This window comes from Thermus amyloliquefaciens (assembly GCF_000744885.1).
GTDB lineage: Bacteria > Deinococcota > Deinococci > Deinococcales > Thermaceae > Thermus > Thermus amyloliquefaciens.
This window is the reverse complement of sequence record NZ_JQMV01000003.1, coordinates 1,491,010-1,517,110: the sequence shown is the minus strand read 5'-3', so window position 1 is coordinate 1,517,110 and position 26,101 is coordinate 1,491,010. Positions and strand designations below refer to the sequence as shown.

General features: G+C 66.7%; 23 protein-coding genes. 16 read left to right on the top strand and 7 right to left on the bottom strand.

Annotated elements, in window-relative coordinates:
• Positions 1–161 precede the first annotated feature (161 nt).
• From BS74_RS08070 to BS74_RS08035, 8 genes are all read left to right on the top strand, one after another.
• The gene (locus BS74_RS08070; RefSeq protein ID WP_038057748.1) at positions 162–1,415 is read left to right on the top strand and encodes an ABC transporter substrate-binding protein; all 1,254 of its coding nucleotides are present in this window, start codon (positions 162–164) and stop codon (positions 1,413–1,415) included.
• Between the two features lie 114 nt (positions 1,416–1,529).
• The gene (locus BS74_RS08065) at positions 1,530–2,381 is read left to right on the top strand and encodes a carbohydrate ABC transporter permease (RefSeq protein WP_245606095.1); all 852 of its coding nucleotides are present in this window, start codon (positions 1,530–1,532) and stop codon (positions 2,379–2,381) included.
• Positions 2,378–3,202 carry a carbohydrate ABC transporter permease gene (locus BS74_RS08060; protein WP_038057746.1) on the top strand — a complete coding sequence of 275 codons (825 nt, stop codon included), beginning with the start codon at positions 2,378–2,380 and terminating at the stop codon, positions 3,200–3,202. The genes BS74_RS08065 and BS74_RS08060 overlap by 4 nt, the downstream gene beginning before the upstream one ends.
• Positions 3,203–3,205: 3 nt before the next feature.
• On the top strand, positions 3,206–5,143 hold the full coding sequence (locus BS74_RS08055) for a beta-galactosidase (RefSeq protein ID WP_038057744.1): 1,938 nt from the start codon (positions 3,206–3,208) through the stop codon (positions 5,141–5,143).
• The gene (locus tag BS74_RS08050; RefSeq protein WP_038057743.1) at positions 5,140–6,570 is read left to right on the top strand and encodes a glycoside hydrolase family 36 protein; all 1,431 of its coding nucleotides are present in this window, start codon (positions 5,140–5,142) and stop codon (positions 6,568–6,570) included. Before BS74_RS08055 ends, BS74_RS08050 begins: the two co-directional genes overlap by 4 nt.
• A complete protein-coding gene (gene galT / locus BS74_RS08045) occupies positions 6,554–7,624 on the top strand; it encodes a galactose-1-phosphate uridylyltransferase (RefSeq protein WP_038057742.1) in 1,071 nt (356 codons plus the stop codon). The genes BS74_RS08050 and galT overlap by 17 nt, the downstream gene beginning before the upstream one ends.
• Positions 7,621–9,111, top strand: coding sequence for a glycerol kinase GlpK (gene glpK, locus BS74_RS08040; RefSeq protein WP_038057741.1), 1,491 nt, complete (start codon positions 7,621–7,623; stop codon positions 9,109–9,111). Before galT ends, glpK begins: the two co-directional genes overlap by 4 nt.
• Positions 9,108–10,646, top strand: coding sequence for an FAD-dependent oxidoreductase (locus BS74_RS08035; protein ID WP_038057735.1), 1,539 nt, complete (start codon positions 9,108–9,110; stop codon positions 10,644–10,646). Before glpK ends, BS74_RS08035 begins: the two co-directional genes overlap by 4 nt.
• Here the strand turns inward: BS74_RS08035 and ftsH are convergent.
• Positions 10,643–12,496, bottom strand: coding sequence for an ATP-dependent zinc metalloprotease FtsH (ftsH, locus tag BS74_RS08030; RefSeq protein ID WP_038057733.1), 1,854 nt, complete (start codon positions 12,494–12,496; stop codon positions 10,643–10,645). The two genes, BS74_RS08035 and ftsH, sit on opposite strands and share 4 nt — an antisense overlap.
• Before the next feature lie 73 nt (positions 12,497–12,569).
• Between ftsH and BS74_RS08025 the strand changes: the two genes are divergently transcribed.
• Complete coding sequence (locus BS74_RS08025) at positions 12,570–13,922, top strand: tetratricopeptide repeat protein (RefSeq protein ID WP_038057731.1); 1,353 nt, start codon at positions 12,570–12,572, stop codon at positions 13,920–13,922.
• Between the two features lie 93 nt (positions 13,923–14,015).
• On the opposite strand, the gene BS74_RS08020 is transcribed toward BS74_RS08025, so the two are convergent.
• Both BS74_RS08020 and ruvB read right to left on the bottom strand, forming a co-directional pair.
• Positions 14,016–15,053: a DUF4388 domain-containing protein gene (locus BS74_RS08020; protein ID WP_038057730.1), complete on the bottom strand. Its 1,038-nt coding sequence runs from the start codon at positions 15,051–15,053 to the stop codon at positions 14,016–14,018.
• 3 nt (positions 15,054–15,056) lie between these two features.
• Entirely contained in the window at positions 15,057–16,034 is a 978-nt protein-coding gene (gene ruvB, locus BS74_RS08015) for a Holliday junction branch migration DNA helicase RuvB (protein WP_185747716.1), read from the bottom strand.
• A 24-nt stretch (positions 16,035–16,058) separates the two neighbouring features.
• On the opposite strand from ruvB, the gene panB reads away from it, so the two are divergent.
• From panB to BS74_RS07990, 5 genes are all read left to right on the top strand, one after another.
• Entirely contained in the window at positions 16,059–16,844 is a 786-nt protein-coding gene (panB, locus tag BS74_RS08010) for a 3-methyl-2-oxobutanoate hydroxymethyltransferase (RefSeq protein ID WP_038057728.1), read from the top strand.
• Between the two features lie 70 nt (positions 16,845–16,914).
• A complete protein-coding gene (locus tag BS74_RS08005) occupies positions 16,915–17,655 on the top strand; it encodes a metal ABC transporter ATP-binding protein (RefSeq protein WP_038057726.1) in 741 nt (246 codons plus the stop codon).
• Entirely contained in the window at positions 17,648–18,454 is an 807-nt protein-coding gene (locus BS74_RS08000; RefSeq protein WP_038059053.1) for a metal ABC transporter permease, read from the top strand. Before BS74_RS08005 ends, BS74_RS08000 begins: the two co-directional genes overlap by 8 nt.
• 23 nt (positions 18,455–18,477) lie before the next feature.
• Positions 18,478–18,924 carry an RrF2 family transcriptional regulator gene (locus tag BS74_RS07995; RefSeq protein ID WP_038057724.1) on the top strand — a complete coding sequence of 149 codons (447 nt, stop codon included), beginning with the start codon at positions 18,478–18,480 and terminating at the stop codon, positions 18,922–18,924.
• A 198-nt stretch (positions 18,925–19,122) separates the two neighbouring features.
• Positions 19,123–20,184, top strand: a complete 1,062-nt coding sequence (locus tag BS74_RS07990) for a cysteine desulfurase family protein (protein WP_425427256.1) — start codon at positions 19,123–19,125, stop codon at positions 20,182–20,184.
• Here BS74_RS07990 and BS74_RS07985 read toward each other — a convergent pair.
• On the bottom strand, positions 20,181–21,863 hold the full coding sequence (locus BS74_RS07985; protein WP_038057723.1) for a long-chain-fatty-acid--CoA ligase: 1,683 nt from the start codon (positions 21,861–21,863) through the stop codon (positions 20,181–20,183). The two genes, BS74_RS07990 and BS74_RS07985, sit on opposite strands and share 4 nt — an antisense overlap.
• Positions 21,864–21,950: 87 nt before the next feature.
• Between BS74_RS07985 and BS74_RS07980 the strand changes: the two genes are divergently transcribed.
• Positions 21,951–22,577 (top strand): phosphoribosyltransferase, encoded by a 627-nt coding sequence (locus BS74_RS07980; RefSeq protein WP_038057722.1) that lies wholly within the window; start codon positions 21,951–21,953, stop codon positions 22,575–22,577.
• Complete coding sequence (locus tag BS74_RS07975) at positions 22,565–22,945, top strand: cupin domain-containing protein (protein WP_038057720.1); 381 nt, start codon at positions 22,565–22,567, stop codon at positions 22,943–22,945. The genes BS74_RS07980 and BS74_RS07975 overlap by 13 nt, the downstream gene beginning before the upstream one ends.
• A 135-nt stretch (positions 22,946–23,080) precedes the next feature.
• Here the strand turns inward: BS74_RS07975 and BS74_RS07970 are convergent, their stop codons facing one another.
• The 3 genes from BS74_RS07970 to BS74_RS07960 are packed head-to-tail and all read right to left on the bottom strand — an operon-like array spanning position 23,081 to position 26,097.
• Positions 23,081–24,037 carry an ABC transporter permease gene (locus BS74_RS07970; protein WP_038057719.1) on the bottom strand — a complete coding sequence of 319 codons (957 nt, stop codon included), beginning with the start codon at positions 24,035–24,037 and terminating at the stop codon, positions 23,081–23,083.
• On the bottom strand, positions 24,027–24,950 hold the full coding sequence (locus BS74_RS07965; protein ID WP_038057718.1) for an ABC transporter ATP-binding protein: 924 nt from the start codon (positions 24,948–24,950) through the stop codon (positions 24,027–24,029). The genes BS74_RS07970 and BS74_RS07965 overlap by 11 nt, the downstream gene beginning before the upstream one ends.
• Position 24,951: 1 nt before the next feature.
• Complete coding sequence (locus BS74_RS07960) at positions 24,952–26,097, bottom strand: NEW3 domain-containing protein (protein ID WP_038057717.1); 1,146 nt, start codon at positions 26,095–26,097, stop codon at positions 24,952–24,954.
• Between the last annotated feature and the right edge of the window lie 4 nt (positions 26,098–26,101).

Here is a 26,101-nt window from a genome sequence, read left to right as displayed (position 1 = left end):
CCATTGTGCCATTCCTGCCTTCGGGGTGCGCGGCCTTCGGGGTGCCCAAACGAAAGCTTTAGTAAGACTTGACAACCAAAAAAAGGGACTTAAAATAGAAGACGAAGACCTGCCCAAAACAGTGGGCGCTTACCCTTTGGGGTAGGTCCAGGAGGTGGTGTATGCGCTTGATGGTGCGGATGCTGGCGGTATTGGCGTGCGGCCTTCTGCTTTGGGCTTTGGCCCAGGGGCAGGGGAGGCTGGTTTACAACTCCTACAACGGCGACCCGCTAGCGCGGGCCTCTGATCAGCGGATAGTGGCCCTCTTCAAGCAGAGGTACCCCGGGATCCAGGTAACGCACACGATCGTGGCCCACGAGGATTTCAAGCAGGCGATCCGGACCTACCTGGCCTCGAGCCGTCCCCCGGATGTCCTTACCTGGTTTGCCGGGGAGCGGATGCGGTACTTCGCCGAGCGGGGTCTTGTGGCAGACATCACCGACCTCTGGCGCAAGGAGGGTTGGGAGCGGATCTTCCCCAAGGGCTTCCAGGCCCTTTCCAAGACGGGAGACCGCTACACCTTCCTCCCCACCAGCTACTACTGGTGGGCCGTCTACTACCGCAAGGACATCTTCCAACGCCTGGGGCTTGCGGTGCCCAAGACCTGGAAGGAGTTCGTGGCCGTCTGCGACCGCTTGAACGCCGCGGGCCTTACCCCCATCGCCATCGGGACCAAGTTCCTCTGGCCCGCCGCGGGGTGGTTTGACTACCTCAACCTTCGGGTGAATGGTCCCCAGTTCCACCTGGCCCTCATGGACGGCAAGGTGGCCTATACCGATCCCAGGGTGCGCCGGGTCTTTGACTACTGGAAGGAGCTCCTGGACCACAAGTGCTTCCTGGAGAACCCCGCTTCCTACGACTGGCAGGACGCGGCCAACCTCATGGTCCAGGGCAAGGCGGCCATGTACCTCATCGGCGACTTCATCCGCGACCAGTATCCCGACGACCGCGAGGAGAAGGAGCTGGACTTCTTCCGCTTCCCCATCATAAATCCCAGTGTGCCCTTGGCGGAGGAAGCCCCCACGGACGGGTACTTCATCCCGGCCAAGGCCCCGAACATGGAAAACGCCAAGCTCTTCTTGAGCTTCCTGGCCTCCAAGGAGGTCATGGAGCTTGCGGTGAAGGAGTTCAAACGCCTGGTGCCGCGGAACGACGTGGATCCCAAGCTCTATCCGGCCTACATCCAGAAGGGGCTTAAGGAGATCATTGAGCCCGCCGCCTACATCACCCAGTTCTACGACCGCGATACCGACCCCGAGATGGCCAACAAGGGCATGAACGGTTTCGTGCAGTTCATGGCCAACCCGGGGCAGATCGATGCCATCCTCAGGTCCCTGGAGGAAGAGCGGGCCCGGATTTTTAAGGATAACCGCTAGTCTTAAGGCCCCCGCTTTTCCAAAAAGGCGGGGGCCTTGCTGGAGGTTTTCTTGATGCGAAGGCCAAGCCCTGTCCCCTTTCTTTGGTTACCCCTTGCCCTCTACGCCCTCTGCGTGGTTTATCCCACGCTGGCTACCTTTGCCCTCGCCTTCAGTGACTGGGACGGGGTGTCCCCCCGCTGGAACTGGGTGGGCCTGGAGAACTTCGCCCGCCTCTTCCGCGACCCCGTCTTCTACCAGGCCCTGGGCAATAACCTGATCTGGGTCGCGGTCTTCCTCCTCCTTCCTACCTCGGCCGGGCTGGCCCTGGCCTACCTCCTCAACCACCCCGTCCCTGGGGAGCGGTTCCTAAAGGTGAGCTTTTACCTTCCTCTGGTGCTCTCCCCGGCGGTGGTGGCCGTGGTCTGGTCCTGGATCTACCATCCCCAGCAAGGGCTCCTCAATGCTCTCCTGGCCGCGGTCCTAAAGGGCCTTGCCGCCTTGGGCCTCCAGGTGGACCCCGAGGCCGCCTACCGCATCGGCTGGCTTGGGGACCCCAAGCTCGCTTTAGCGGCCATCCTGGGGGCGGCCTGTTGGCGCCAGGTAGGGTACGTGATGCTCCTGTACCTGGCCGGGCTTAAGACCGTGGATCCCCAGGTGGTGGAGGCGGCCTTGGTGGACGGGGCCACGGGATGGACCCTTTTCCGCCGCATCATCTTTCCCCTTCTCGCCCCTATCACCGTTATCGTGGTGGTGGTGAGCACGGTGGACTCCCTCCGCTCCTTTGACCTCGTTTACGTGATGACGCGGGGGGGTCCCTTCCATAGCAGCGAGGTGCTGGCCAACTACATGTACCTGTCGGCCTTTCACGACTACCGCATGGGCTACGCGGCGGCCATCGCCGTGGTCCTCTTTGCCATCACCTTTGTGCCGATTGCCTTTTTCCTCTGGCGTGCGGTAAAGGAGGAAGTGAAGGAGGAGGGATGAAGGTTAGACTCTCTCCCTTCGTGGTGGGATTGCTTTGGGCTGCGGCCCTCCTCTGGCTTTTTCCCCTGGTGGGGGCTTTCCTCGTCAGCCTGAGAACCCTGGACGACCTCACCCTGAGAGGATTCTGGAGCTGGCCCAGAGAGATTACCCTGGACAACTACGTCCAGGCCTGGGCCGAGGCCGGGATAAGCCGTTATCTGCTCAACAGCTTCATCATCACCCTGCCTTCCCTCTTTGGCATCCTGGTCCTCTCCAGCATGGCCGCCTACGCCTTGGTGCGCTTCCGCTTCCGTCTCGCCCTCCCCATCTTCCTCCTTTTTCTGGGATTCAACATGGTTCCCTTCCAGATGCTCATGCTCCCCGTCTTCCGCTTAGCCAACCAGCTTGGGGTCTATGACACCTATCTTGCCCCCATTCTCTTTCACACGGCCTTCCAGCTCGGGTTTGCCACCTTTGTCTTGCGGAACTTCATGCGCACCATCCCAACCTCCCTGTTTGAGTCGGCGGTGGTGGACGGGGCCGGGGAGTGGACCATATGGCGGCGGATTGCTCTGCCCCTCATGCTTCCGGGCCTGGCCGCCATCGCCACCCTGGAGTTCACCTGGATCTTCAACGATTTTCTCTGGGGTTTGGTCCTGCTGAGCCGGGATGAGCTGAAACCCATCACCACAGGGCTTGCCAACCTGAAGGGGCAGTACATCGCCGACTGGCCCCTCATCGTGGCGGGGAGCCTCCTGGCCACGCTGCCTACATTGATCGTTTTCTTCGGCCTGCAACGCTACTTCATCCAGGGGCTTACCCTGGGCGCCACCAAGGAGTGAGGGATGCTGGGGGTCTGTTACTATCCCGAACACTGGCCCAAGGAGCGCTGGAAGGAAGACGCCCGGCGCATGCGGGAGCTCGGGCTTTCCTACGTGCGCATCGGGGAGTTCGCCTGGGCCCTCTTGGAGCCTGAGCCCGGGAGGCTGGAGTGGGGCTGGCTGGACGAGGCCGTGGCCACCCTTACCGGGGAGGGGCTCAAGGTAGTCCTGGGCACGCCCACGGCCACGCCGCCCAAGTGGCTTGTGGACCGCTATCCGGAGGTCCTCCCCGTGGACCGGGAGGGGAGGAGAAGGCGGTTCGGTGGGAGGCGGCACTACTGCTTTTCCAGCCCGGCCTACCGGGAGGAGGCCCGGCGCATCGTGACCCTCCTCGCTGAGCGGTATGGACGCCTCGAGGGGGTAGCGGGCTTTCAGACCGACAACGAGTACGGCTGCCACGGCACCGTGCGCTGCTACTGCCCCTGCTGTCAGGAGGCCTTCCGGGGGTGGCTTAAGACGCGGTACGGTTCCATTGAGGCCTTAAACGAGGCCTGGGGCACGGCCTTCTGGAGCCAGCGCTACCGGGACTTTGCCGAGGTGGAGCTTCCCCACCTCACCGTGGCCGAGCCTAACCCCAGCCACCTCCTGGACTACTACCGCTTCGCCTCGGACCAGGTGAAGGCCTTTAACCGCATGCAGGTGGGGATCCTCCGAGCCCTTGCCCCGGGCAGGTTCGTCACCCACAATTTCATGGGCTTTTTCACCGACCTAGACCCTTTCGCCGTGGCCGAGGACCTGGACTTTGCGAGCTGGGACAGCTACCCCCTGGGCTTCACGGACCTCATGCCCCTACCTCCAGAGGAAAAGCTCCGCTACGCCCGCACCGGCCACCCTGACGTGGCCGCTTTCCATCATGACCTCTACCGGGGGGTGGGGCGGGGGCGGTTCTGGGTGATGGAGCAGCAGCCGGGTCCCGTGAACTGGGCCCCCCATAACCCGAGCCCCGCTCCCGGGATGGTGCGGCTTTGGACCTGGGAGGCCCTGGCCCACGGGGCGGAGGTGGTGGCCTACTTCCGCTGGCGGCAGGTGCCCTTCGCCCAAGAGCAGATGCACGCCGGGCTCCACCGGCCGGACGGTGCCCCGGACCAGGGCTTCTTTGAGGCGAGGCGGGTGGCCGAGGAGCTTACCGCCCTCGCCCTGCCTCCGGTGGCCCAAGCCCCTGTGGCCCTGGTCTACGATCCCGAGGCGGCCTGGGTCTACGAGATCCAGCCCCAGGGGGCGGAGTGGAGCTACCTGGACCTCGTGTACCTCTTTTACAGCGCCCTACGGCGGCTCGGCTTGGACGTGGACTTCGTGCCCCCGGGAGCGTCCCTAAAAGGCTACGCCCTCATCGTGGTCCCAAGTCTTCCCATCGTGCGAGGAGAGGCTTTGAAGGCCTTCCAGGAGGCGGAGGGGCTCGTCCTCTTCGGCCCCCGCTCCGGGAGTAAAACGGAGACTTTCCAGATTCCTAAGGAGCTCCCCCCGGGCCCCCTCCAAGCCCTCCTCCCCCTGAGGGTGGTGCGGGTGGAAAGCCTTCCCCCGGGTCTTCGGGAGGTGGCGGAGGGGGGGCTCGGCCGCTTCCCCCTGGGCCTTTGGCGGGAGTGGGTGGAGGCCCCTGCCAAGCCCCTCCTTGCCTTCCCTGACGGAAGGGGGGCCCTCTACCGGGAGGGGCGGTACCTCTACCTTGCGGCCTGGCCCTCGCCCGAGCTCGCGGGGAGGCTCCTCGCCGCCCTTGCCGCCGAGGCGGGCCTAAAGGTCCTTCCCCTGCCCGAGGGCCTGAGGCTTCGCAGGCGGGGGCGGTGGGTCTTCGCCTTCAACTACGGCCCGGAGCCCGCCCAGGCCCCGGCGCCTGGGGGGGCGAGGTTCCTTTTGGGGGGGCCTCGGGTGCCGCCCTATGACCTGGCCCTTTGGGAGGAAGCATGAGGAGGATGCTTGGCGGCCTCGAGGTAGGCCTTTTTGCCCAGGACGAGAGGCCCGTGGAGGGAGGCCTGATCCTCCGGGGACAGGAGGTGCGGGCCTTCCCCCCCTTTGCGGCAAGGCGTTTCTTCCGCCACGGCTGGCAGAGCTGGAGCCTTACCGCCTGGGTGGACCTAAACTTTCCCCCGAAGCCCCTTTTCCCCGAGGCCCGCAGGCCCCAGGCGGACGACCCCTTCCTCCTCGAGGCTTCCGAGTGGTGGGGAAGCGGCCTAGGGGCTCTCGAGGGGCCAGATGGGAAGGTGCTCCTCCTGGGGGCCCTGGGCGTGGGGGCGCGGGTCTTGGGGCGCGAGGACCTCCTCCTGGGCCGCTACGCCGAGGGGGAGGGGGAGTGGTTTCTGGGCTACGGGGAGCCAACGGAGGTGTTCGCCGCCTATGGCAGGCTCCTTCCCAGGCGGCTTTCCAAAGGGCCTCCCAGGCTGTGGTGCTCCTGGTATAGCTTCTACAACCGGATCCATGAGGCCTTGCTCCTCGAGGTGCTGGAGGAAGTGGCCGGGCTTCCCTTTGAGGTCTTCCAGATCGACGACGGCTGGCAGCGGGCCCTTGGGGACTGGGAACCCAACGAGCGCTTCGCCCGGGGGATGGCCTTTTTGGCGGAGAGGATCCGGGAAAAGGGCTTCAGGGCGGGGTTATGGCTGGCTCCCTTTTTGGTGACCCCGGATAGCCTCCTAGTGCGGGCCCATCCCGAGTGGATCCTGCGGGACGGGGACGGAAGGCCCATCCCCGCGGGCTTCAACTGGGGGAAACCCCTATACGCCCTGGATTCGGGCAACGAGGAGGTTTTGGACCATGTGGCGGGCTTGGTGCGCAAGGTGCGGGCCTGGGGGTACGACTACCTGAAGCTGGATTTCCTCTACGCCGCCGCTTTACCCGGGGCCGAGGGAGAGGTGCGGTACTGTAAGGCCATGGAGCGGATCCGCGAGGAGGCAGGGGAGGCCTACCTTCTCTTTTGCGGCGCTCCCATCCTGGCCTCCTTGGGGCTTGCCGATGGCCTCAGGGTGGGTCCGGATGTGGCCCCCTACTGGGACAACGAGGACCGCTCCTTCTGGCTACAGGACCCCACGGGCCCGGGGCTAAGGAACGCCCTCCGCACCACCCTGCACCGGCTTTGGCTGCGGGAAAACGTCCAGGTGGACCCGGACGTGGCCTTTTTCCGGAGCCGTTTCTCGTTGCTGTCCCTTGAGGAGATGCGCCTGCAGGAGGCCATGGGGGAGATCACGGGCTTCAAGGCCACCTCCGACCCGCCCTCCTGGCTTTCCCCGGAGGAAAGGGAAAGGCTTTGGGCCTTCCTGAGCCGGGATAAGGAGGTAAAGCCCCTTGGCCCCTACCGTTTCCGGGTGGGGGAGGAGGTGTTGGACTATGCCTTCCTTTTATAAGCATGTGCATCGCAAGAAGGACGGGCGGGAGCTGATCCTTTACGGGCTTCATCCCCTCGAGGTGGAGGTCTTGCCCGTGGCCGAGGAGCCCTCCGTACCGGAGGAGGCGGGGTCCATCTCCCCAAGCCCGCACCTCCGCTACCACCCCTTGCGGGGGGAGTGGGTGGTCTACGCGGCCCACCGCCAGGAGCGCACCTTCTTGCCTCCCAAGGAGCACTGCCCCCTTTGCCCAAGCCAGGAGGGAGGCTTTCCCACGGAGATACCTTTTGACCGTTTTCGGGTGGCGGTCTTTGAAAACCGGTTTCCCTCCCTGGTGCCAAGGCCCACCCCTCCCCCGGATGGGCTTCCCGTTCCCGCGGAGAGGGCTTTGGGCCGGTGCGAGGTGGTGGTGTATACCCAGGCCCACGTGGGAAGCCTGGCCACCCTCACGGAGGAGGAAAGGCTCCTCCTGGCCTGGGTTTGGCGGGACCGGTACCGGGCCTTGTATGCCCTCGAGGGGATCCGGTTCGTCATGCCCTTCGAGAACCGGGGGGAGGCGGTGGGGGTGACCCTCCACCATCCCCACGGGCAGATCTACGCCTACCCCTTTGTGCCCCCCATCCTGGAGTGGGAAAGCCAGGCCTTTAGGGAAAGGCCCGTGCTCCTGGAGCTTTTTCCCCACCTGGAGCCCTACCGGGTGGACCAGGAGGAGGGGTTTTTGGCCTTTGTGCCCCCCTTCGCCCGCTATCCCTATGAGGTCTGGGTGGCTCCTCTGGAGCGCCACCCAGGGCTTTGGACCTTTTCCGAGGAAGAGATGGCCGCCTTCGCCCGGCTTCTGGGCCGGGTGGTGGCCCGCTACGACGCCCTTTTTGGCGAAGCCTTTCCCTACGTCATGGTCTTTCACGCCGCCCCCTTGGGGGAGGAGCGCACCTTCCACTTCCATGTGGAGTTCTACCCGCCCAGGCGCACCCGGGATAAGCTCAAGTTCCTGGCGGGTACGGAGCTTGGGGCGGGCACCTTTGTGGTGGACGCCCTGCCCGAGGAAGCAGCAAAAAGCCTAAGGGAGGCCTTATGAAGTACCTTTTGGCCCTGGACCAGGGCACCACCAGCAGCCGGGCCATCCTCTTCAGCCTGGAGGGGAGGCCCGTGGCCATGGCCCAGAGGGAGTTCCGCCAGCTCTACCCGAGGCCGGGCTGGGTGGAGCACGATCCCCTGGAGATCTGGGAAAGCCAGCTTGGGGTGGCCCAGGAGGCCTTGCGCCAGGCTGGGGTGGAGGCCAGGGAGGTGGTGGCCCTGGGCCTCACCAACCAGCGGGAAACCACCCTTGTGTTTGAAAAGGGTACGGGGAAGCCCCTTCATAACGCCATCGTCTGGCAGGATAGGCGCACGGCCTCCCTGTGCCAGGAGCTCAAGGCCCAGGGCTTGGAGCCCCTCTTCCGGGAGCGCACCGGGCTTCTTCTGGACCCCTACTTCTCCGGCACCAAACTGGCCTGGCTGTTGGCGAACGTGCCCGGCCTTAGGGAGCGGGCGGGGAGGGGGGAGGTTCTTTTCGGCACCGTGGACACCTGGCTCCTCTACCGCCTCACGGGGGGCAGGGTGCACGCCACGGATCCCTCCAACGCCAGCCGCACCCTTCTTTTTAACCTGCATACCCTTTCCTGGGACGAGGAGCTTTTGGAGGTTTTCCGCGTACCCCGGGCCATGCTTCCCGAGGTGCGCCCTTCGGATGGGGAGTTTGGGGAAACCCTGCCGGAGCTTTTCGGCAGGGCCATCCCCATCCGCGGGGTGCTGGGGGACCAGCAGGCGGCCCTCTTCGGCCAGGCGGCCTTGGAGAGAGGGGAGGGGAAGTGCACCTACGGCACCGGGGCCTTCCTGCTCCTGAACACGGGAGAGCGGCCCGTCCCTTCCCCCAAGGGCCTCCTCAGCACCGTGGCCTGGAGCGTGAGGGGCAAGGTCAGCTACGCCCTGGAGGGAAGCGTCTTCATGGCGGGGGCGGTGGTGGGGTGGCTTAGGGATGGCCTGGGCCTGGTCCAAGAAAGCGCCCAGGTGGAGGCCTTGGCCCGGGAGGTGGAGGACAGTGGGGGCGTGTACCTGGTTCCCGCCTTCACCGGCCTGGGGGCCCCCTACTGGGACCCCTACGCCCGGGGGGCCATTTTGGGCCTCACCCGGGGCACCACCAAGGCCCACCTGGCCCGGGCGGCCTTGGAGGGGGTGGCCTTCCAGGTGGTGGACGTGGTGCGGACCATGGAGGAGGCCGGCACCCCTCTAAAGGAGCTTCGGGTGGATGGGGGCATGGTGGAGAACGCCCTCTTTTTGCAGATCCAAGCGGATCTCCTGGGGGTTCCGGTCCTGAGGCCTAAGGTCACGGAAACCACCGCCTTGGGGGCGGCCCTGATGGCGGGGGTGGGGGCGGGGGTCCTGGGGCTGGAGGCGGTGAGGGAAGCCTGGACCCTGGAGGCCCGCTTCACACCCCGCATGCCCCCCTCCCGGCGGGAGGCCCTTTATCGCGGCTGGCGGCGGGCGGTGGAACGGACCCTGGGCTGGGCGAGGGAGGAGGGATGACCCCAAGCCGGGAGGAGCTCTGGGAACGGCTTAAGGAGCCCCTGGACCTCCTCATCCTGGGGGGTGGGGCCACGGGGGCAGGGGTTTTGTGGGAGGCCACCCTGAGGGGCCTAAGGGCGGCCCTGGTGGAGGCGGGGGACTTCGGCATGGGCACCAGCAGCCGCTCCACCAAGCTCCTCCACGGGGGGGTGCGCTACCTGGAGCTGGCGGTGAAGCACCGGGACCCCAGGCAGCTTCGCCTGGTTCGGGACGCCCTTAGGGAGAGAAGGGTGGTGATGGAACTCGCTCCCCACCTGGCAAGGCCCTTAACCCTCCTCACCCCCCTCTTCCGCCCCCTGGAGATTCCCTACTACGGGCTTGGCCTCAAGCTCTACGACCTGCTGGCGGGGGGAAGGCGCCTTTCCCTGAGCCGTTACGTCCCTTCCCAGGAAGTGAAGGCCCTCGTCCCCGGCCTCCCTCCCACCTTGGGGGGCATCCTCTACCAGGATGGCCAGTTCGCCGACTACCGCTTAAACCTAGCCCTCATCCTCTCTGCCCTGAGCCGGGGGGCAGTGGCCCTCAACTACGCCGAGGCCACGGGCTTCCTGGTACGGGAGGGAAGGGTGAAAGGTGCGGTGGTCAAGGACCGCCTCACCGGGAAGGAGGTGGAGGTCTGGGCCCAGGCGGTGGTGAACGCCACGGGGCCCCAGGCGGACCGGGTGCGCGGGCTTTTGGACCCGGAACTTCCTCCCCTCCTCACCCCCTCGAGCGGGGCCCACCTGGTCCTGGACTACCCCTTACAGGTAGGCCTCCTCCTGCCTAAAACCCGGGATGGCCGGGTGCTCTTCCTCCTTCCCTGGCAGGGCAAGGCCCTTTTGGGCACCACCGACCTCCCCGCCGAGGCCACCGCCTGCCCCCTGCCCCGGGAGGAGGAGGTGGCCTACCTTTTGGAGGAGATCCGCCCCTACCTGGGGGACCTTTCCAGCCGGGTTTTGGCGGCCTGGGCGGGTCTCAGGCCCCTGGTGGGAAAGGGGGAGACCAAGAGGCTGGTGCGGGACCACCTCATCGTGGAGGAGAAGGGCCTTTACACCCTTACCGGGGGCAAGTGGACCACCTTCCGCCTCATGGCTTTGGACCTGGTGGAGCGCCTGGCCCGGGACCTGGGCCTTTCCCTGCCTCCTTCAGAAAGCCACCGCACCCCCCTCCTGGGGGCGGGGCCCAGGCCTCCCCTGCCCCTGCCGGAGGGGGTGGCCGAGCACCTCTACACCCACTACGGCACCCTGGCTCCCGAGGTGGCGGCCTTGGGGGATAGGCCCCTTCTCCCTGGGCTTCCCTACCTGGAAGGGGAGGTGGTCTTTGCGGTAAGGGAGGAGCTTGCGCAAAGGCCTTTGGATGTACTGGCCCGAAGGCTTGGCCTGGCCCTCTTGGACCAAAAGGCGGCGGAGAGGGCCCTGCCCCGGGTGGTGGAGCTCATGGCGCCCCTCTTGGGATGGGATGACGGAAGGAAACAGGCCCTCCTACTGGAGGCCAGGAGGGCCCTTCCTGCCCTTTGCTAGGCGCTTTCCTCCGAGGCCCTTTGCACCGCTTGGGCTTCCTTGAGGATGGCCCGCACCCGCTCCCCGGGGATGGTCTCCTCCCTAAGGAGTTCCTCGGCGATCTTGTGCATGGCGGGGGCGTGCTCCATGAGGACCTGGCGGGCCTTGGCGTAGGCTTCGTCCAGGATCTTGCGGATGTCTTGGTCGATGAGGCGGGCGGTTTCCTCGGAGTGGTCCTTCTTCTTGGCGATTTCCTCACCCAGGAAGATGGGGCCGGAGTCCGAACCCCAGGCGATGTTCCTGAAGTGCTCCCCCATGCCCCAGTCCAAAACCATGCGCTTGGCGATCTGGGTGGCCCGCTTGAAGTCGTCCTGGGCCCCGGTGGTTACGGTGCCGGTGAAGAGCTCCTCCGCCACCCGGCCCGCCATGAGGACGGCGAGCTCGTCCATGAGGTGGTCCTTGGAAACCAAAACCCTTTCCTCGGGTTTGCTCCAGCGGGCACCCAAGGCCATGCCCCGGGGGACGATGGAGACCTTCTCCGTCTTGTCGGCGTGGGGCAGGACCTCCCCCACCACGGCATGCCCCGCCTCGTGATAGGCCACGGCCCTTTTCTCCTCCTCGGAAAGCTTTAGGGCGGGCCGCTCGAGGCCCAGGACGATCTTGTCCAGGGCCTTCAGGAAGTGCTCCTTGCGGATTTTCTTGGCGCCATCCCGGGCCGCCAGCAGGGCTGCCTCGTTGACCAGGTTCTTCAGGTCGGCCCCGGAGAAGCCCGGGGTGAGGTGGGCCAGCTCCAGGGCGTCCACGTCCTCGGCGATGGGTTTACCCCGCATGTGCACCAGGAGGATATCCCGGCGCTCCTCCAGGGTGGGTAGGCCCACCACTACCTGGCGGTCAAAGCGCCCGGGGCGCAGCAGGGCAGGGTCCAGGATGTCCGGGCGGTTGGTGGCGGCCAGGACGATCACCGAGGTGTCCTTTTCAAAGCCGTCCATCTCGGAAAGGATCTGGTTCAGGGTCTGCTCCCGCTCGTCATGGCCACCCCCGATGCCTGCCCCCCGTTTGCGGCCGATGGAGTCCAGCTCGTCGATGAAGATGATGCTGGGGGCGTTCCGTCGGGCGTCCTCAAAGAGGCTTCGCACCCGGCTTGCCCCCACGCCCACGAACATCTCCATGAACTCGCTGGCGGAGACGGAGAAGAAGGGGACACCTGCTTCCCCCGCCACCGCCCGGGCCAGAAGGGTCTTGCCGGTTCCGGGAGGGCCCACCAGGAGAACTCCTTTGGGGATTTCCGCGCCCAGCTCCAGGTACTTCTTGGGGTTCTTGAGGAAGTCCACCACCTCCATGAGTTCCCGCTTGGCTTCCTCGTGGCCGGCCACGTCCTTGAAGGTGGTGTTGACCTGCTTTTCCTTCCCGTAAAGCTTGGCCCGGCTCTGCCCGAACTGCATCACCTGCCCGGCCCCGCCCTGGGCCCGCATGAAGAAGAAATAGAAGAAAAGGATGAGGAGCAGGGTAGGGCCGAGGTAGAGGAGGACCTGGGGCCAGAGGGAAGGGGGTTTGGTGACGATCCGGACCCCGTTTTCCTCCAGGAAGCGGAGAAGCTCGGGGTCGGTCACCTGGGCCGGGGGCAGGGGCACGGCGAAGCGCCTGGCCACCTGGCTTCCCCCCTGCGGGGTGGGGAAGCGCTCGGGTTCCTTCAAGGTGCCCAGGATGCGAGTTTCCTCCAGGGTCACCTCGGCCACCTTGCCTTCCCGTACCAGCTTGCGGAACTCCGTGTAGGGAAGGGTGGGGGCTGGGGGGCCCGTGAAGGCGGTATAGGCCAGATAGCCTAGGAGGAGCAAAAAGATCAGGGTGAAAGGGTTGATCCGTTGCGGCAAGGTCTACCTCCCTGGTCCTATGGTAGCGCCTTTAGGCTCAAAGAAGAGGGGGGTGTGGTATCCTCTAGCGGCGATGAAGGGGGTCCTCGAGGCCCTGCACCACGGGGATTACGATACCGCCATTGAGCGCCTCACCCGGAAGGCCCTGTTCGGCTCCAAGGCGGAGGCCCGGGAGGCCCTTCTGCTTTTGGCGGAGGTGCATAGCCTCTACGGGGAGGAGGGGCTGGAAAGGGCCCACCGGGCCCTGGAGGAGGCCTACGAGCTCGGGGGGCTGGAGTACGACCCCCTGTACCGGGCCCTTTTGGGGGAGCTTTTGGCCCTCGAGGGCCGGGGGGAGGGGGAGGTGCGGGCCCTTTTCCTCCCCACGGAGGACCCCCGGGCCCGGTACCACCAGGCCCAGGCCCTCTTCTACCTGGGCCGGTTTGAGGAGGTGCTGAGGACCCTCAAGGAGGGCCTTCCCGCCTTTTTGGCCTGGCGGGCGGAGGGGCTTAGGGGAAGGGCCTTGGAAAGGCTTGGCCGCTTCCGGGAGGCCGCCTTGGCCTACGAGAGGGGGGCGGAGCTGGCCTTGGGCTTGGAGCGCTACTGGCTCCTTCTGGATGCCGCCGCCATGTGGGTGGAGGCGGGGGAGGGGGAGAGGGCCCTATTGGCCCTCGAGGAGGCCTCGGGGGCCGCGGGGGAAGAGCCCGTGGAGGATGCCGCCACCCGCCACTACCTCCTGGCCCGGGCCCATCTCCTTCTGGATAACCCCAACCGGGCCCTGGAGGAGGTGCTGAAGGCCCTGGCCCTGGAGGAGGAAAGCGGCCAAAAGGCCTACGGCACCCCCCTCCTTCAGGGGCAGATCCTCCTCCGCCTGGGCCGCTACGCCGAGGGCATGGCCGCCTTCCAGGAGGCCTTGGCCAGGGCCGAGGGTCTGGAGAGGGGGTACGTGCTTCACGAGATGGCGGTGGCCGCCCTTGACCAGGGGGCCTACCTGGAGGCGGAGGAGTACTTGGAGGCCCTCTTGCGGGAAGAGGGCTACCCCTACCAGGCCCAGGCGCTTGCGGACCTGGCCGAGGCCCTGTACCGCCAGGGGCGGTACCAAGAGGCGGAGGAGGTGGCCCGAAGGGCCATGGGGCAGGGGGCGGAGGCGGCGGGGGAGCTGATCCTGGGCCACATCGCCTACGACCTCATGCACCTGGAGGAGGCCCTGGCCCATTACCGGAAGGCGGCGGAGCTTGCCGAGGAGGGGAGCCGGGAGTGGGTGGGGGCCCAGGAGATGGTGGTGGACACCTTGGCCCAGCTGGGTTACCGCTCGCCCGAGGAGATCCTGGCCCGCACCGAGGCCGTCCTGCCCCACGTTCACCCTGCCGACGAGTGGCACCAAGCCCTCCTGGCCTACCGGGAGCGGGCGGAGGCCATCCTTCGGGAAGGGAGGCGGCCCAACTAAGTGCCCCCTCGAGGCGCGCGCCCCTAGGGAGACCCCGAAAAGCCTTGCGCGTGATCATTTATGGTTCAGGGGCGAAGTCCTCCGGCATGGCCCCTAGCCTCCCCCGCGCCTCAGGGGAGCCAGGGCCTTGAGCACCTCCTGGGCCTTCAGGGGTTTGGGGAGGTGGAGGACCCTAAGGGGCCGGAAAAGGAGCCCCGGCGGGGTTTCGCTCACCAGGTACAAGGAGGCCAGCTTGCCCTCGGGGTGCCCCCTCAGCTTTCGGGCGATTTCCAGGGCTTTTTCCCCTTGGAGGATGATGGCCTTGGGCCTTTCCTTGAGAAGGCGGAGGGCCATCTCCAGGTCCAAGGGGAGCTGGACCCGGTAGCGGTGGGCCTCCAGGAGGTAGAGGAGAAGCCGCCTCACCACCCCGCTTTCCGCCAAGACCAGGACCAGGGGGTCCTCCGCCAGGAGGGTGGAAGGGCGGATCAGCCCGCGGCTTTTCAGCTCAAAGAGGATGTGGTAAACCTCCTCTTCCGGAAGCCCAGAGAGCAAGGCCACGCTTCTCGCCCGGCGCACCCCGTCCAATAGCTCCAGCACCGTCCAGGCCTCCGGGCTCAGGGGATGGCGGGTGGGGTCCTCCACCAGGTGGAAGACCTCGTGGGGCTCCACCTGGCCCTGGCGCCACTCGTCCAGGCGCCGGGCCGCTTCCAGAAGGGTGGACTTGGTTTCCAGGGTCTGGGGAAGGGCCACCTGGCTTCCCTCCTCCAGGGGCTCGGCCAGGATCTCCCCTTCCTTTTCCCAAAGCAGGGTGGCCAGGGCCTCGAGGACCTGGGCCTCCAGGGCCTCCCTTAGCTCCTCCTCCCCGATCAGCCCGAGTTCCAGGGCCAAGGCCCCCAAGGGGGTGCCGGGGTTTTCCCGGCCCTGGCGCTCCACCAACTCTTGAATCTCCTCCAGGGAAAGGTGGCCCAGGCGCACCAGGTACTCCCCCAGGTGGGGTCCTGGTTCGGTGCGGGCGTACAGGATGCGTCCGTGAAGGAGATGGATCCGGCCGTAAAGGCGCCCCCGGAAGGTGACCACGGCGCTTCTACGGTGGTCGGCCAGGGCCTTCAGAAGTTCCGCCAGGTCCAGTTCCTCCAGGGTAGCCCTTACCATGGCTCAAAGGAGGGGTTCCGCGGGAGGGGGGTAGCCCAGGTGGCGGTAGGCCCTTTCCGTGGCCACCCGGCCCCGAGGGGTGCGCTTCAAGAGGCCCTGCTGGATGAGGTAAGGCTCATGGACTTCCTCCAGGGTGCCCGGATCCTCGGAGAGGGCGGTGGCCAAGGTTTGCAGGCCCACCGGCCCGCCCCCGAAGCGCAGGATCAGGGTTTCCAGGATCTCCCGGTCCCGCCTTTCCAGGCCGAGCTCGTCCAGGCCCAAGGCGCTGAGGGCCTCGAGGGCCCTTTCCTGGGTGATGGTTTCCTCCCCCGCCACCTGGGCGAAGTCCCGCACCCTCCGGAAAAGCCTTTTGGCCACGCGCATGGTGCCCCGGCTCCTTTTGGCGATCTCCAGGGCGGCTTCCTCGGCGATGGCCACCCCCAGAAGCCTTGCGTCCCGCCTGACCCCTTCGGCCAGCTCCTCCAAGGAGTAGTACTCCAGGTGCTCCACGATCCCAAACCGGCTCCTGAGGGGGGCGGTGATGAGGCCCGGGCGGGTGGTGGCCCCGATCAGGGTGAAGCGGGGAAGCTCCAGGCGGATGGTGCGGGCCGCGGGGCCTTGGCCGATGACGATGTCCATTTTGAAGTCCTCCATGGCCGGGTAGAGGTGCTCCTCCGCCTGGCGGCTTAGGCGGTGGATCTCGTCGATGAAGAGGATGTCCCCCTCCTCCAGGGAGTTGGCCAGGATGGCGGCCAGGTCCCCGGGCTTTTCAATGGCCGGCCCGGAGGTAACCCGAAGGTTAACCCCCAGCTCATGGGCGATCACATGGGCCAAGGTGGTCTTGCCCAGGCCCGGGGGGCCGAAGAGGAGGAGGTGCTCCAGGGGTTCCCCCCGGGCCTTGGCCGCCTCGAGGTACACCCTGAGCTTCCGCTTAAGCCTCTCCTGGCCGATGTACTCGTCCAGGGTCCTGGGCCTTAGGGCGAGGTCCAAGTGCGCTTCCACGCCCCTTCATGATAGCCTTTTCCCATGCGCCGGACGGTCAAGGAGTTCCGCCAAGCCAAGGGCCAACGCCTGGTCTACCTCACCGCCTACGACTACCCCACGGCCCGCCTGGCCCAGGAAGCCGGGGTGGACGCCATCCTGGTGGGGGATTCCCTGGGCATGGTGGTGCTTGGCTACCCCTCCACGGTCCCCGTCACCCTGGAGGAGATGCTCCACCACACCAAGGCGGCCCGGCGGGGGGCTCCGGATACCTTTTTGGTGGCGGACCTACCCTACCTCTCCTACGCCACCCTGGACCGGGCCCTGGGGGCCGCCGAGAGGCTCCTTAAAGAGGGTGGGGCGGATGCGGTCAAGCTGGAGGGTGGGGAGGAGGTGGCGGAGATCGTCTTTGGCCTCACCCGGGCGGGGGTTCCGGTTTTGGGCCACGTGGGCCTCACCCCCCAGACGGCGAGCCAGCTGGGAGGCTATAGGCTTCAGGGGAAGCGCCCCGAGGAGGCCGAGCGCATCCTGAAGGGGGCCTTGGCCCTGGAGGAGGCGGGGGCCTATGGGGTGGTGCTGGAGATGGTGCCCGCGGCCCTGGCGCAGGAGGTCACGGCAAGGCTGTCCGTCCACACCGTGGGCATCGGGGCCGGGCCCCACACCGACGCCCAGGTCCTGGTTTTCCACGACGTGGTGGGGCTTTACGGGGATTTCAAGCCCCGGTTTGTGAAGCGGTACCTGGAGGGGGGAAGGCTCTTCCGCGAGGCCCTATCCCAGTACGTGCGGGAGGTGCGGGAGGGGGTGTTCCCCGCGGAGGAGCACAGCTTCTGAGGCCCCGGGTCGCCTGGCAGCCAAGCCCCTGGGCTTGACGGGCTTCTTGAAAATGGATTATTGTTACTGTGTGTTGGCCCTCGAGGCCCAAGACCTGTCTGTACGCTTTGGGGAGTTCAAGGCCCTGAAGGGCATCCACCTAAAGGTGCCAGAGGGGGCCTTCGTGGCCGTGGTGGGCCCCAACGGGGCGGGGAAGAGCACCCTTTTGAAGGCCATCCTGGGCCTCGTCCCCTTCCGGGGGGAAGTGAGGGTTTTCGGGCGTCCCTTGGCGGAAAGCGATCCCCTGTGGTTCGGCTACGTGCCCCAGATCAAGGCCTTTGACCGCTCCTTCCCCGCCCTTTCCCTGGAACTGGTGGCCACGGGCCTTAGGCGGCGCTGGCCCTTCCGCCTATCCCCCCGGGAAAGGGAGGAAGCCCTTGCCGCCTTAAGGCGGGTGGGGGCGGAGGCGCTGGCCTTCCGCCCTTTGGGAAGGCTTTCCGGAGGGCAGCTTCAACGGGTCTACCTGGCCCGGGCCCTGATCCGCAGGCCGAGGATCCTCCTTTTGGACGAGCCCGCCACCGGGGTGGACCGGGTGGGGGAGGTGGACCTTTACCGGTACCTGGAGGCCTACCAGCAGGAGTCGGGGGCCACGGTCCTCATGATCACCCACGACTGGGAGGCGGCCCACCACGCCAGCCACGTCCTGGTGATGAACCGGAGGGTGGTGGGCTTCGGCCCCCCGGAGAAGGCCCTCTCCGAGGAGTGCTTGCGCCAGGCCTTTGGACACCTGGGCCATGCCCATGAGCTCTTCCTGGGGGGTGGGCGTGCTTGAGGCCTTGGGTTACCCCTTTTTCCAGAGGGCCCTTTTGGCTGGGCTTTTGGTGAGCCTTCTTTCCGGCTTGCTCTCCCCTTTCGTGGTGCAACGCCGGCTTTCCTTCCTGGGAGATGGGCTGGCCCACGCCGCCTTCGCCGGGGTGGCCTTGGGGCTTTTCCTAAGGGGGGAACCCCTTTGGTTCGCCCTCCCCTTTACCTTTTTGGTGGCCATGGCCATCACCTTTGTGAAGGAGAAGACCGAGCTTTCCGAGGACACCGCCATCGGGGTCTTCTTTGCCCTCTCCGTGGCCCTGGGGGCGGTTTTCCTCTCCCAGGCCAAGGGCTACGTGGGGGACGCCATGGGCTACCTCTTCGGCTCCCTCTTGGCGGTGGGCCCCTCGGACCTGGTGGCGGTGGGGTTGCTCCTGCTGCTTGGCCTCTTCCTTTTGCCCCTTTGGGGGCCTCTGGCCTACGCCACCTTTGACCGGGAGCTGGCCCTTTCCGACCGGGTGCCGGTGGTCTTCCACGATTACCTCCTCTCCGGCTTCATCGCCGTGAGCCTGGTCCTGGCGGTGAAGGTGGTGGGGATCATCCTGGTGGCGGCCTTTTTGGTGATCCCCGGGGCGGCGGCCAGGCTTTTGAGCCCCACCTTCTCCGGCCTTACCCTCCTCTCCCTGGTGCTGTCCGTTTTGTCCACGGTCCTGGGCCTCTTGCTCTCCTTCCTCCTGGACTGGCCCAGCGGGGCCAGCATCGTGCTGTTGCAGGCGGCCTTGTTCGGCCTGGCCTTTGCCAAAACCCTGTTTTCCGGGGGGAAATAGGGCCTTTGCGGTATACTGGGGGCATGTGGGTGTCCACAAAGGCCCAGTATGGCCTCAGGGCCCTGGTGGAGATCGGCCTCAGGGCGCCGGAGGCGGTGCCCCTCAAGGAGGTGGCCGAGGCCCAGGGCATCAGCCAGCACTACCTGGAACAGATCGCCGCCCAGCTTCGGCGTTCGGGGTTCATCCGCTCCGTGCGGGGGGCCAAGGGCGGGTACCGCCTGGCCCGTCCCCCTGAGAGGGTGACGGCCCTGGAGGTGGTGGAGGCCCTGGAGGGCAGCCTGGCTCCCGTCTCCTGCATCGAGGACCCCGAGGCCTGCGCCAAGGTGGGGCAGTGCTCCACCGAGCTCCTTTGGAAGCGGGTGGACTTGGCCATGCGCCAGGTCCTGGGCGGCACCACCTTGAAGGACCTGATTGAGGAGCGGAAGCTCATCGAGGCCCGGCGCTTGATCCAGCTCCAGCCCGCGGGCTAGGTACCCTGGGGCGGCTTGCGCCAGGATGGGGGCCCCAGGAAGGCTTTTGGCATCATAGGTACGGGGCTCTGGGGGAGGTGGCCAGGGCCTGCCCTGGTCCCCCTGGTTAAGGGGATCCACGGAAAGGAGGCAACCTTGGCTTTGGTCTATTTGGACTACGCCGCCACCACCCCCCTGGACCCGGAGGTCCAGGAGGCCATGCGCCAGGTGGAGGGGATCTTCGGCAACCCAAGCAGCATCCACCGCTTTGGCCAGGAGGCCAGGAGGGTGCTGGAGGGCGCCCGGGAGCGGGTGGCGGACCTTTTGGGGGTGCGCCCCCGGGAGGTGGTCTTTACCGCCTCGGGCTCCGAGGCGGACGCCCTGGCCCTCCTGGGGGTGGCCTTGGCCAAGGGGAAGGGGCATGTGGTGAGCACGGAGGTGGAGCACTCCGCGGTCTTGGGGGCCTTGCGCCTTCTGGAGGGCCTGGGCTTTGCCGTGACCCGGCTCAGGCCCGACCCTCTAGGCCTGGTTTACCCGGAGCAGGTGGAGGAGGCCCTAAGGCCCGACACCATCCTGGTGAGCGTCATGGCCGCCAACAACGAGCTGGGAACCCTTTACCCCATCCGGGAGATGGCCCGGATCGCCCACGCCCACGGGGCCCTCTTCCACACGGATGCCGTGCAGGCCGTGGGCCAGGTGCCCTTCCGGGTGGAGGAGGTGGGGGCGGACCTGGTCTCCTTAAGCGCCCACAAGTTCTATGGGCCGAAGGGGATCGGGGCCCTTTTGGTGCGCCAGGGTGTGGACCTCTTCCCCTTGGTGCCGGGCAAGCAGGAGGGGGGGAGGCGGGGGGGCACGCAAAGCCCGGTCCTGGCCCATGGGATGGCGGTGGCCCTGGAGAAGGCCTTGAGGCTTCTTCCCCAGGAATCCTCCCGGCTTTTGGCCTTGCGCAGGCGCCTCGAGGCGGGCCTGCTTTCCGTGGAAGGGGTGGAGCTCAACGGCCACCCCGAGCACCGCCTGCCCAAGCTGGTCAACGTGACGGTGAAGGGAGCGGATGGGGAGGCCCTGCTCTTGGCCATGGACCTCCTGGGGGTGGCGGTCTCCTCGGGCTCGGCGTGCTCCGCGGGGAGCCTCGAGCCCTCCCATGTCCTCCTGGCCATTGGCCGCTCCCCCAAGGAGGCCCGGGCCTCCTTGCGCTTCTCCCTGGGCCGCTACACCACCGAGGCCGAGGTGGACCGGGCGGTGGAGGCCTTCCGGGAAGCGGTGGCCCGGGCCCGGGCCTAGGGTTGCCTTTTGGCGAACTCCTCGCGAAGCTCCCGCCTGAGGATCTTGCCCACGCTGGATTTGGGGAGGCTATCGCGGAACTGGATGATGCGGGGGACCTTGTAGGCGGCGAGGTTTTGCCGGCAGAAGGCCTCGAGGTCCTTTTCCGAGACCTTGCCCTTATAGGCCTCCTTGAGGACGATGAAGGCGGCCACGGTTTCCCCGCGGTAGGGGTCGGGCACGCCTACCACGGCGGCCTCCTGGACGGCCTCGTGCTGGTAGAGGACCTCTTCCACCTCGCGGGGGTAGATGTTGTAGCCGCCGGCGATGATCATGTCCTTTTTGCGGTCCACGATGTAGAAGTGGCCGTCTTGGTCCATTCTGGCCATGTCGCCGGTGAAGAGCCAGCCTTCCTTGAGGGTCCTTTGGGTTTCCTCGGGGCGGTTCCAGTAGCCTTTCATGACGTTGGGGCCTTTGACGATGAGCTCTCCCACCTCGCCCAAGGGGACCTCCTGGCCCTCCTCGTCCACCACCTTGGCCTCCACGCTGGGGAGGGGCATGCCGATGGAACCCTTTTTGATCTCCCCCAGCACGGGGTTGGAATGGGTCACGGGGCTCGCCTCGGAGAGGCCGTAGCCCTCGATGAGCCGGGCCCCGGTGATCTCCTCGAAGCGCTTGGCCACCTCCACCGGCAGGGGGGCGGCTCCCGAGAGGCAGATGCGGATGCTCTTTACGTTTCGTTTTTCAATGCCCGGGAAGGTGTTGAAGGCCACGTAGAGGGTGGGCACCCCGGGGAAGTGGGTGACCTGATGCTTCTCAATGGCCTCCACAATGGCCTGGATCTCCGGCCTGGGCAAAAGGACGATCTTGTACCCGGAGTAGATGCCGTAGTTCATGGCCACGGTCATGCCGTAGACGTGGAAGAAGGGCAGGGCGCCCAGCATGACCCCTTTGCCCTGGAGCTCCTTGGAGGTGGAATCCCAGGCATCGATCTGCAGGACGTTGGCCACCAGGTTCCGGTGGGTGAGCATGGCCCCCTTGGAGATGCCCGTGGTACCCCCCGTGTACTGCAGGAGGGCCAGGTCCTCGGGGTCGGCCGGGTGGGGGGTGGCGGGGGGGTGTTTCAGGAGGTCCAGGAAGGCGTGGAAACCGTCCCGTTTGGGGAAGCCCAGGGGGAGCTTGTCCTTCCTGGCCTTCAAGGGGTAAAGGAGGTTCTTGGGGAAGGGGAGGAAGTCCTTGATGCCCGTGACCACGGTGCGCTTCACCGGGGTTTCCCCTTCCACCTCCAGGAAGCGGGGCAGGAGGTGGTCCAGGATGACCAGGGTCTCCGCCCCGGAGTCCTTGAGCTGGTGCCTTAGCTCCCTGGGGGTGTAGAGGGGGTTCACGTTGACGCCCACACCCCCCGCCAGGAGGGTGCCGTAGAAGGCGATGACGAACTGGGGGGAGTTGGGGAGCATGATGGCCACCCGGTCGCCAGGCCTCACCCCTAGGGCCTTGAGCCCCTCGGCGAAGCGTCGGGATTTCTCCCATAGCTCCCCATAGGTCAGGGTTTTGCCCAAGAACTCCAGGGCCACATGCTGGGGGTAGCGGTTGGCGCTGTTTTCCAGGAAGCGCCACAGGGGGATGGGGGGGACCTCCACCTCTGGGGGAACGCCAGGATCGTAGTGGGCGAGCCAGGGCTTGGAGCCTGCTTGGTCCATGCTGACCTCCTTTGGCCCCAGGTTACCAAAAACTTTATACCGCGTTCAAGACCACGGGCCGGTGTAGCATGGATGGGGAGGTTTCCTATGCGCTTCCGCGACCGCAGGCACGCCGGGGCCCTTTTGGTGGAGGCCCTGAAGCCCTTGGGTCTTGAACGCCCTGTGGTGTTGGGCATCCCCCGAGGCGGGGTGGTGGTGGCCGATGAGGTGGCTAAAGGCCTAGGGGGGGAGCTGGATGTGGTCCTGGTGCGCAAGGTGGGGGCCCCGGGGAATCCCGAGTTTGCCCTGGGGGCGGTGGGGGAGAAGGGGGGCATGGTGTTGAAGCCCTATGCCCACCAGTACGCCGACCCAAGCTACCTGGAGCGCGAGGCGGCCCGGCAGAAGGACGTGATCCGGAGGCGGGCCGAGCGCTACCGCAAGGTGCGGCCCAAGGTGCCCCTTGCGGGCCGGGATGTGGTGCTGGTGGATGACGGCATCGCCACCGGCTCCACCATGGAGGCGGCCTTGGCCGTGGTTCTTTCGGAGAGCCCCCGGCGGGTGGTGGTGGCGGTGCCCGTGGCCAGCCCCGATGCCCTGGAGCGACTGAAGAATCAGGCCGAGGTGGTGGTGCTCTCCACCCCACCGGACTTCGCCGCCGTGGGGGCGTACTACATGGACTTCGGCGAGGTCACGGATGAGGAGGTGGAGGGCCTTTTGCTACAATGGGCGGCATGAAGCCCGTGGTCAAACAGGGGGCCAGCGTGGAGGCCCGTCCCGTGGAACGGGGGGAGAAGGCCTTCATCCAGGTGCTCATCGGTCCTGAGGATGGAGCCCCCCACTTCATCACCCGAAAGTTCACCATCCTGCCGGGTGGCAGGATCCCCAAGCACAAGCACCCCACCATTGAGCACGAGCAGTACGTGCTTTCTGGGCGCATGAAGGTGCTTTTGGGCGACGAGGTGAGGGAGGTGGGGGCTGGGCAGGCGGTCTACATCCCCCCGGACACGCCCCATGCCTACGTGAACGAGGGGGATGAGCCGGTGGAGTTCCTCTGCGTCATCCCCAAGACCAACGCCTACGCCACCGAGTGGCTGGAGGAATAAGTACCCCGTCGGGGCTTGCGCCACGACGGGGGACCAAAAAGGCCTTGCTTTGCCTTGGTCAGGGGCGAGGCCCCCATCTGGCCACCCCCATGACCGGCGCTTTGGGTTCCAGGGGGCGAGCCCCAAGGGGGTTTCTCAGGCCCGGACCTCCTGGCGCTGGAAGCTCACGTAGGCCAGGGTGAAGAGGAGGATGACCAAGGACACGAGGCCGGTGAGCTGGGGCCAGATGAGGAGGAGGCTCTGGGAGAGGGGAAGGGGGGTTCCCAGCACCGCACCCTCCAGCTGGGTGATGAGGATGGGGCCCAGGGAGCGCACCGCCGGGTTCAGGACCGCGGTGAGGGTTTCCGCATAGAGGGTGTTGGGGGAAAGCCGGGAGATCCAGAGGGCCAGGCTTGCCTGCCTGAGCTGGCTTTCCGGGTCAAAGGGGTCAGCCCGCAGGAGGAGGGCATTGGCCGCAAGATCCGTGAGGATGGGGAAGAAAACGGCGAAGAAGAGCCAGACCCCGATGGCCGCCAAGGCGGCGGTGGCCGGCTGGCGGAACAGCACGGAGAAAAGGAGGCCCAGGGCGAGCCAGAAGCCCGCGTAGGCCAGGGTGGCCAGGAGGAAGAGGAGGGCCCGGGCCATCTCCTCGCCTTCGGGGGGCACCCCCAGGGTGAAGAGGCCAAGGCCCACCACCAGGAGGAAAAGGGCGGTGAGGAGCACCGCCAGGGTGCCGAGGCCTGCCAGGAACTTGCCAAAGAGGAGGGCGTCCCGGTAGATGGGTTGGGAGAGGATACGGGAAAGCGTCCCCCGGACGTGCTCCCCGTTCACCGCATCAAAGGCCAAGGCGATGGCGGCCAGGGGCACGAAGAAGGAGAGGAAGCCCACAAAGGAGGGCAAGGGGTCCTGGGCGGTGGTGAGGAGCTTGAGGTAGAGGAAGGGGTCCTCCCCCACGGTCTGGCGCAGGGTCCGGGTGCCGGTGTAGACGGCGGCCAGGGCGGAAAGGAGGATCAGCCCCTCTAGAATCCGCATCCTCAGGCCCGTGAGGTGGTCGGCCATCTCCTTGAAGAAGACCGCCCAGAGCCCGGTCCAAGGGGAGCCTTCACGCCGCATGGGCCACCTCCTTGAAGTAGTGGGCGTACACCTCGTCCAGGCTGGGGTGGTGCAGCGAGAGGCTTAGGAGCTCGCCCTGCTCCGTGGCCATCCGGGCCAGCTGGGGGCGGAGGTCCCGGGTGGCTAGGACCCGGTACCGCCCGCCCTCCGCCACCACCCGGACCACGCCCTCCAGGCGGCGGAAGGCCTCCTCGAGGCCCGGGCTGGCCTCCATCTGGATCTCGTACCCGCCCCCTAAGACCCGCTGCGCCAGCTCCTCCACCGTGCCCACAAGGGCCAGGCGGCCCTTGTGGAAAAGCCCCACCCGGTCGCAGACCTCCTGCACCTGGTGCAGGAGGTGGCTGGAAAGGAGGACGGTGATGCCCTCCGCCTTCAGGCCCTTAATGAGCTCCAGAAACTCCCGGGCGGCCTCCGGGTCCAGGCCCAGGGTGGGCTCGTCCAGGATGGCCACCTTGGGCCTCTTCAGGAGGACCTCGGCAAGCCCAAGCCGCTGCCGCATCCCCCGGCTGAAGGCGGAGACCCTTCGGTCCCGCACCTCCCACAGGCCCATGCGCTTGAGCACCTCTTCTATGCGGGCCTTGGCCTCGGCCTCGGGAAGGCCCAGAAGGCGGGTGGTGTAGCGCAGGTTCTCCCAGGCGGTGAGCTCCCCATAAAACCCCACCTGGTCGGGGAGGTAGCCCACCCGGGCCTTGACCTTGAGGGGCTCCCGCATGGGGTCCAGGCCCAGGACCCGGGCCTTGCCCCGGGTGGGCTCGGTGAGGCCCAGGAGCATGAGGATGGTGGTGGTCTTTCCCGAGCCGTTGGGGCCCAGGAGGCCAAACACCTCCCCCTCCTGCACCTCCAGGTTCAGGTCCTCCACGGCCACCACCCGGCCGTAGCGCTTGGTGAGGCCATGGGTTTCGATGACCGCCATGCTACCTCCGGCCGAAACGGTTCACGGCGAAGGCCAGGACCAAAAGGGCCACGGCCATGATGCCCACCCCCACCAGGCCCCAGAGGCTGGAGCGCACCACCGTGGCCCGGTAGTCCAGGCTCTCGGAGAGGCCCTCGGCCCCGGAAAGGCTAAGGGTCACCATGTAGTCCCCGGTGACCGCCTTGGGGGAGGGCTTGATGCGGGCGGTCACCTCCTGCTCCTGGCCAGGGTCCAGGGCCTCCAGCTTGTCGGGCTCAAACTTCACCTCCCAGCCCGAGGGCTCCATGGCGCTAAAGGACAGGTTCTTGGCCGGGGCGCTCCCTTCGTTCTTCACCAGGAGCTTGACCGCGTTCTCCCGGCCCGCCACCACCTGGCCGGAAAGCCGCCCCTCCTTGGTGGTGAAGCGGACCTCCGGCCGGCCCGTGACCTCCAGGGTAAGCCCCAGCTCCGCCTTGGCCTCCCCGGCCACGGCCCTCAGGGTGAGGCCGTAGGTGTCCGCCTTGGTGTCCTTAGGCAGGGAGACCTCCACGTCCAGGTCCTTGCTCTCCCCGGCCTTGATGGGCAGGCTGGTCACCTGCTGGCTGGAGAAGGCAGGGGTGAAGGACACCTGCCACCCCTTGGGGGCCTCGTACTCCAGGGAGACCAAGAGGTCGCGGTCGGATTCGTTCTTCAGGGTCACCCGGTAGCGGAAGGAGCTGGTGGGAGGACCCTTGAGGATGGGGAGCTCCGCCTCGAGGCTCAGCCTCTGCGGCAGGCCCTGCCCCACCACCAGGCCGATGGGAAGGCTGGCGGTATGGCCCAGCCCCTCGGCCCGCACCAGGAAGCGGTAGGTGCCGGGCTTCACCTCCTTGGGGGGCTGGAGGCGAAGGGTAAGGGTGGTTTCCCCGTCCGGGCTCAGGTAAACCGCCCGCACCAGACGGCCTCCGCCGATGAGGCTGGCCTGCCAGCCCTGCGGGGCCTCCGCCACCTGGACCCGGACCACCCCCGGGGGAAGGCCATGGTTCTTGAGGGTGAGGGTGAGGTTGACGCTCTCCCCGGGTTGCACCCCGATCTCCGGATAGGGGGTGCCTAGGGAAAGGCCGCGGAAGCCCTGGGCTAAGGCCACGCCGAGGACTAGAAGAACCAGGGTGAGCACCTTGCGCACCATACCT

Coding starts and splice junctions, on each gene's coding strand:
- BS74_RS08070 (WP_038057748.1), top strand. CDS start 162: ATGCGCTTGATGGTGCGGATGCTGGCGGTATTGGCGTGCGGCCTTCTG.
- BS74_RS08060 (WP_038057746.1), top strand. CDS start 2,378: ATGAAGGTTAGACTCTCTCCCTTCGTGGTGGGATTGCTTTGGGCTGCG.
- BS74_RS08055 (WP_038057744.1), top strand. CDS start 3,206: ATGCTGGGGGTCTGTTACTATCCCGAACACTGGCCCAAGGAGCGCTGG.
- BS74_RS08050 (WP_038057743.1), top strand. CDS start 5,140: ATGAGGAGGATGCTTGGCGGCCTCGAGGTAGGCCTTTTTGCCCAGGAC.
- galT (WP_038057742.1), top strand. CDS start 6,554: ATGCCTTCCTTTTATAAGCATGTGCATCGCAAGAAGGACGGGCGGGAG.
- glpK (WP_038057741.1), top strand. CDS start 7,621: ATGAAGTACCTTTTGGCCCTGGACCAGGGCACCACCAGCAGCCGGGCC.
- BS74_RS08035 (WP_038057735.1), top strand. CDS start 9,108: ATGACCCCAAGCCGGGAGGAGCTCTGGGAACGGCTTAAGGAGCCCCTG.
- BS74_RS08025 (WP_038057731.1), top strand. CDS start 12,570: ATGAAGGGGGTCCTCGAGGCCCTGCACCACGGGGATTACGATACCGCC.
- BS74_RS08020 (WP_038057730.1), bottom strand. CDS start 15,053: ATGGTAAGGGCTACCCTGGAGGAACTGGACCTGGCGGAACTTCTGAAG.
- panB (WP_038057728.1), top strand. CDS start 16,059: ATGCGCCGGACGGTCAAGGAGTTCCGCCAAGCCAAGGGCCAACGCCTG.
- BS74_RS07995 (WP_038057724.1), top strand. CDS start 18,478: ATGTGGGTGTCCACAAAGGCCCAGTATGGCCTCAGGGCCCTGGTGGAG.
- BS74_RS07990 (WP_425427256.1), top strand. CDS start 19,123: ATGCGCCAGGTGGAGGGGATCTTCGGCAACCCAAGCAGCATCCACCGC.
- BS74_RS07985 (WP_038057723.1), bottom strand. CDS start 21,863: ATGGACCAAGCAGGCTCCAAGCCCTGGCTCGCCCACTACGATCCTGGC.
- BS74_RS07980 (WP_038057722.1), top strand. CDS start 21,951: ATGCGCTTCCGCGACCGCAGGCACGCCGGGGCCCTTTTGGTGGAGGCC.
- BS74_RS07975 (WP_038057720.1), top strand. CDS start 22,565: ATGGGCGGCATGAAGCCCGTGGTCAAACAGGGGGCCAGCGTGGAGGCC.
- BS74_RS07970 (WP_038057719.1), bottom strand. CDS start 24,037: ATGCGGCGTGAAGGCTCCCCTTGGACCGGGCTCTGGGCGGTCTTCTTC.
- BS74_RS07965 (WP_038057718.1), bottom strand. CDS start 24,950: ATGGCGGTCATCGAAACCCATGGCCTCACCAAGCGCTACGGCCGGGTG.
- BS74_RS07960 (WP_038057717.1), bottom strand. CDS start 26,097: ATGGTGCGCAAGGTGCTCACCCTGGTTCTTCTAGTCCTCGGCGTGGCC.